At 55.4% G+C, this 5125-nt stretch carries 5 protein-coding genes, 1 tRNA gene and 1 other annotated feature; all 6 genes read left to right on the top strand.

From position 1 onward, the window contains the following. Positions 1-93: 93 nt before the first annotated feature. Positions 94-167, top strand: a tRNA-Lys gene (locus NZ653_09700). Positions 168-181: 14 nt separating this feature from the next. Next, positions 182-452 (top strand) — a binding site (T-box leader). 43 nt (positions 453-495) lie between these two features. Beyond that, entirely contained in the window at positions 496-1872 is a 1377-nt protein-coding gene (locus NZ653_09705) for a TrpB-like pyridoxal phosphate-dependent enzyme (protein ID MCS7287394.1), read from the top strand. Further along, on the top strand, positions 1859-2956 hold the full coding sequence (locus NZ653_09710; protein ID MCS7287395.1) for an alanine--glyoxylate aminotransferase family protein: 1098 nt from the start codon (positions 1859-1861) through the stop codon (positions 2954-2956). Before NZ653_09705 ends, NZ653_09710 begins: the two co-directional genes overlap by 14 nt. Further along, complete coding sequence (locus tag NZ653_09715; protein MCS7287396.1) at positions 2938-3861, top strand: hypothetical protein; 924 nt, start codon at positions 2938-2940, stop codon at positions 3859-3861. Before NZ653_09710 ends, NZ653_09715 begins: the two co-directional genes overlap by 19 nt. Before the next feature lie 593 nt (positions 3862-4454). Beyond that, on the top strand, positions 4455-4661 hold the full coding sequence (locus NZ653_09720) for a hypothetical protein (protein ID MCS7287397.1): 207 nt from the start codon (positions 4455-4457) through the stop codon (positions 4659-4661). A 165-nt stretch (positions 4662-4826) separates the two neighbouring features. Next, positions 4827-5125 (top strand): hypothetical protein (locus tag NZ653_09725; protein MCS7287398.1); only part of this gene is annotated, 299 nt, incomplete at its 3' end.

Raw genomic sequence — 5125 nt, forward strand, 5'->3', positions numbered from 1 at the left:
CGAAGGTTGGCTGATCGCTCCCTTTTTAAGGTTTCTGGGGATGAGTTTGACAAATGTGGAGACCGTGATATAATAAATCATGAAGTTTTCTGGGCCTCCGTAGCTCAAGCTGGTAGAGCAGCGGACTCTTAATCCGCGGGCTGCAGGTTCGAGTCCTGCCGGAGGCATAAAATTTAAAAGCCAAAAAGCTGTGAACGGGTGGAGTAGGCGCCAGAGCGGGGTTTCAGAGAGCTGGGGTAAGGTGAGAGCCCAGCACCTTCGCCGGCGTTGAATGGGCCCGGGAGCTGCGAGGAGGAACAGGAAAGCCCTAAGCTTTCCTTAGTATGCCGAGCCGGAGACGCCACCGTTATCAGGGCTGAGGGCATCTGGCTTGAAGCCACGTGCCCGCGAAAGAGAGGGGTTAGTTTCAACTAACCCAATCGGGGTGGCACCGCGGAAAACCCGTCCCGGAAGGGACGGGTTTTTTGTTTTATACCCAAAAAAGGAGGAAGAAAAATGGAAAGGTTCAAGTTTAATTTGGACGAAAATCAATTGCCACAAGCCTGGTATAACATCATACCCGACCTCCCGGTACCCCTGCCGCCGGTAATCCATCCGGCTACTAAACAGCCTGTAAAGCCCGACGATCTGGCACCTATATTCCCCATGGCCCTGATACAGCAAGAAGTAAGCCCCGAAAGATTCATTGAGATTCCGGAGCCGGTGCAGAGGGTCTATAAAATGTGGAGGCCAACACCCCTCTACAGGGCCCGCAGGCTGGAAAAAGCCCTGGATACCCCAGCCCACATTTACTACAAATACGAAGGTGGAAGCCCCCCAGGAAGCCACAAGCCTAACACGGCTGTCGCCCAGGCCTACTACAACAAGGCCGAAGGGGTAAAAAGGCTCACCACTGAAACCGGAGCTGGCCAGTGGGGAAGTGCCCTGGCCTTCGGATGCAAGCTCTTCGGCCTGGAATGCAAAGTTTACATGGTCAAAATAAGCTATCAGCAGAAGCCTTACCGCCGCATTTTGATGGAAACCTGGGGGGCTAATGTTGTCCCCAGCCCAAGCCCTGATACCCATGCTGGACGCCAGATCCTGGCCCAGGACCCCAGTTCCCCAGGTTCCCTCGGAATAGCCATAAGCGAGGCCGTAGAAGATGCAGCCACCAGAGACGATACCAAGTATTCCCTGGGCAGCGTGCTGAACCATGTCCTCCTGCATCAGACTATAGTCGGCGAAGAAGCTTTGCTCCAGATGGAGATGGCCGGCGAATTCCCCGATGTTGTAATCGGATGCGTGGGCGGGGGTTCTAACTTCGCAGGCCTGGCTTTCCCATTCCTCCGGGAAAGATTAAAACACAACCTCAAAACCCGCTTCCTGGCCGTTGAACCTACTGCTTGCCCCTCCTTAACCAAGGGAATTTACACCTACGATTTCGGCGATACCGCTGGAACCACCCCCCTCCTCAAGATGTACACGCTGGGCCATAAGTTTGTGCCTCCTGGAATCCACGCCGGAGGCCTCCGCTACCATGGCATGGCTCCCATCATTTGCGCTCTATACAATGGTGGTTACATTGAAGCCGTAGCCTATCCTCAAAATGCAGTCTTTGAAGCTGCCGTCCAGTTCGCCAGAGCTGAGGGTTTCCTCCCAGCCCCCGAAACCGCTCACGCTGTCAGAGCAGCGATAGATGAAGCTATAAAGGCCAAGGAAGCCGGTGAAACCAGAGTAATCCTCTTCAATTTCTCAGGCCACGGCCACTTTGACCTCGCTGCCTACGAAGAATACCTGAGCGGCAGGCTTCCGGACTTTGAATATCCGGCCGAAAAGGTGAAAGAAGCCCTGGAATATTTGCCCATGGTGGGGAGGGAAGATGTCAGAATTTAACCTGCGCATACCAGGACCTGTCCCGCTTCCTCCAGAGGTCAAGGAAGCCCTGGCTGAGGATATGATAGACCACCGGGGCCCTGAATTCGCCGCCCTCTTCGAAGAGATCACCAGAGGGCTTAAGTACGTGTTTCAAACTCACCATGATGTCCTTATCCTCACAGCTTCGGGAACCGGAGGGCTTGAAGCGGCTCTGGTGAATGTCCTCTCACCGGGGGAGAGGGTTTTAGTCGTAGTAAACGGGTTCTTCGGAGAACGCTGGTTTGAAATGGCCCGGGCTTTTGGTCTGGAGGCCATCCCCCTGCACTTCCCTCCAGGCTCAGGAGCAGATCCGGAAGAAATCAGAAAGGCACTGCTGAAAGCCTATCCCTGCAAAGCTCTCCTGATTATCCACAACGAAACTTCTACCGGTGTAACCAACGACCTCAAAGCCATAGCCGAAGCAGCGCAATCTGTGGAAGACCCTCCTCTAATTCTGGTGGACGCCGTAAGCTCCCTGGGAGCTATAGACCTGCGCCCGGATGAGTGGGGATGCGATGTGGTAGTAACGGCTTCCCAAAAGGCCCTGATGGCACCTCCGGGCCTGAGCCTTATCAGCGTAAGCCCGAGAGCCTGGGAGAACTCTGAGAAGGCTTCCCTCCCCCGGTTCTACTGGGATTTCCGCAAGTTCAGAGAATACGCATCCCACCATCAAACCCCCTTTACCCCCGCCCTGAGCGCGCTCTTCGGCCTGAGAGAGTCTCTCAAGCTTATCCAGGAAGAGGGCCTGGAAAAGGTCTTTGCCCGCCACCGGTCAATAGCTGAATTCACCCGCCAGGGCATAAAATCCCTCGGCCTGAGCCTCTTCCCCGATGAAAGGTGGGCCTCAAACACGGTAACAGCCGTCCGGGTCCCTGAAGGCCTGAAAGCCGAAGAGATTATCAGACACCTGCGGGAGGAACACGCCATCGTGGTAGCCGGAGGCCAGGGGGAACTTAAAGGTAAAATCCTCCGCATTGCCCACATTGGCCGGGTTTCCCCCGAGGAAATGGCTCAGGTTATTGAAGCTCTGGGGAAAGTGCTGAAATGTTCAGGGTGCTCGTAACAGAGCCTATTGCCGAAGAAGGAATCGCCCTTCTACAAAAGAGATGCAGGGTGGAATGCAAACCCCTGCTTTCGCCTCGTGACCTGGCCGAAGCCATTGGCCTGTATGAAGCCCTCATCGTGAGGAGCAGAACCAGGGTTACAAAGGAAGTGATAGAGGCGGGCCACAGGCTCAGGGTCATAGCCAGGGCTGGGGCAGGTCTGGACAACATTGACCTAACGGCTGCTGAAAGGAGGGGGATCATCGTCGTCAACGCCGGAGAAAGCGTTGCTGTAGCCGTAGCCGAGCTGGCCTTAGGGCTTATGCTCTCCCTCGCGCGCCGCATACCTCAAGCGCATTTCTCCGTGAAAGGAGGGCTGTGGGAAAAGCACTCCTTCGTCGGAACGCAGCTTCAGGGCAAAACCCTAGGGATAATAGGGTTCGGGAGGATAGGCAGAGCTCTGGCTAAAAGGGCTTTAGCGCTGGAGATGAAGGTCGTCGCTACCGATCCTTTCATCCCTCCGGAAACTGCCACCGGCTCTGGCGTAACTCTTTTGCCCTTGGAGGAACTCCTCCAGAGCTCCGACTTTGTGTCCATCCACGTTCCCCTCACCCCTCAAACCCGCGGGATGATCGGTTGGAGAGAAATTTGCCTGATGAAGCCCACTGCTTACCTCATCAACACTGCCCGCGGTGGCATAGTGGATGAGAGGGCTCTCGCCAAGGCCCTCGCCGAAGGCCGCATAGCCGGCGCAGCCCTTGACGTCTTCGAAGAAGAGCCACCGACCGGTAGCCCATTGCTTCAAAGCGACCGGGTTATCTTTACCCCTCACATAGGAGCTTCCACCCGAGAGGCCCAGGCCCTGGCTTCCCTGGAGGTGGCCAGAAAAGTGCTGGAAATACTGGAGGAGGAATGCAGGCTTTGAGAAACTTGTTCCTAACTGCAGATTTCGCGGACGTTCTTCGGAATCCATAGTTAACGGCGAGTGGGCCCTGTTTTTAAGGTGAAGCAGTCTCCTGACCACCCCCTGGAGATTGCTCTGGCTGCTTTATCCCCTTGCGGTGAGGGCAGTGAGTTGGTTGACTTCAGGTCTGGGCAGAGCCCCGGGCCAGGTTCTGGGAATAAATTGAGCGTCAGGCCTTCCGGGAACAGGCCGCACAGCTCATCCCGCTCAGGCTGGGACCAACGGGGAAACTGTTTCCCTTTTATATCCAGCGGGAGGAGGAAAAAGAGGTGCCGGTGATTATAACCGGACCAGTGGCGGCGGGCGAAACCCGAAGATGATAGAAATAGCCATTGACCTAGCTCCTCCCTTTGTCCTGGTCTGGCCCCAAGAACTCTCCCCTGAACCGTTCCCCGGAGGCCTTAAGCTTATCTGATAGATAACCTTATTCCCAAACCGGGATAAAGCCCCATGCCGGAGCCTGTTACCAGCCTGCTCCACTATTGCCCTGGTCTGCGAGTTCTGGCTACCGCCCGTTCCGACCGAATCCCGCTGGATATTCGGGTGTGCGGAGAGTGAAGTTAAAAGAAGTTCCCCTGGGCGATCTCTATGGGTTAGCCAGGGAAGTGGCAAGGGAAGAAGTCCTCAATCGCTACAACGGTCACCCGGGGGCAGCAGAACTGGGGCTAACGTTCCTCCAGAGCGCGGCTCCTGTGGTAAATGGGCGTGCGAACTCTTCTATTAGAGCGAATATGGGCCGTAGTGGAAAGAATCCGGGGTAACCGGCCAATAGAACTCTGGGAACGCAGCAAGTCCTCAAGGCACCGGAGCGGTTAGGATTTTTCCGACAAGATAAGGGTCAAACTCTGTTCTACGAAGGAATCCTGACGGAGGTTATCCCAGAGTTGTGGGAGTGGGGCCAGTGGGAAGGCCAGGCGTGGGAAGTTTTGCGAGAAAGAGGAGATGCGGAAGCATTTTTAGAAATCGGTGATACGCAAAAGCAAAATATGGGCCATACTACTAGTGGAACCCACGGGAAGCTCTCCGGAAGGCCATCAGTGCCTATAAATGAAGCCCTGCGTTTTTACATCCCGGAAAAGGCACCCCTTGATTATGCCAGGGCCCAAAACAGCCTGGGAAACGCCTATGAGGGCCTGGCAAGGTATGAAGAGCCTGTGGAGAACCTCCGAAAGGCCATCAGTGCTTGCAAAGAGGCCCTGCGCTTTTATACTCCGGAAAACGCACC

The organism is Anaerolineae bacterium, from assembly GCA_025062375.1.
Taxonomy (GTDB): Bacteria; Chloroflexota; Anaerolineae; order SpSt-600; family SpSt-600; genus SpSt-600.

Bases quoted from the DNA above. Each gene is read 5' to 3' on its own strand.
- NZ653_09715 (MCS7287396.1), top strand. From the start codon at position 2,938: ATGTTCAGGGTGCTCGTAACAGAGCCTATTGCCGAAGAAGGAATCGCC.
- NZ653_09705 (MCS7287394.1), top strand. From the start codon at position 496: ATGGAAAGGTTCAAGTTTAATTTGGACGAAAATCAATTGCCACAAGCC.
- NZ653_09710 (MCS7287395.1), top strand. From the start codon at position 1,859: ATGTCAGAATTTAACCTGCGCATACCAGGACCTGTCCCGCTTCCTCCA.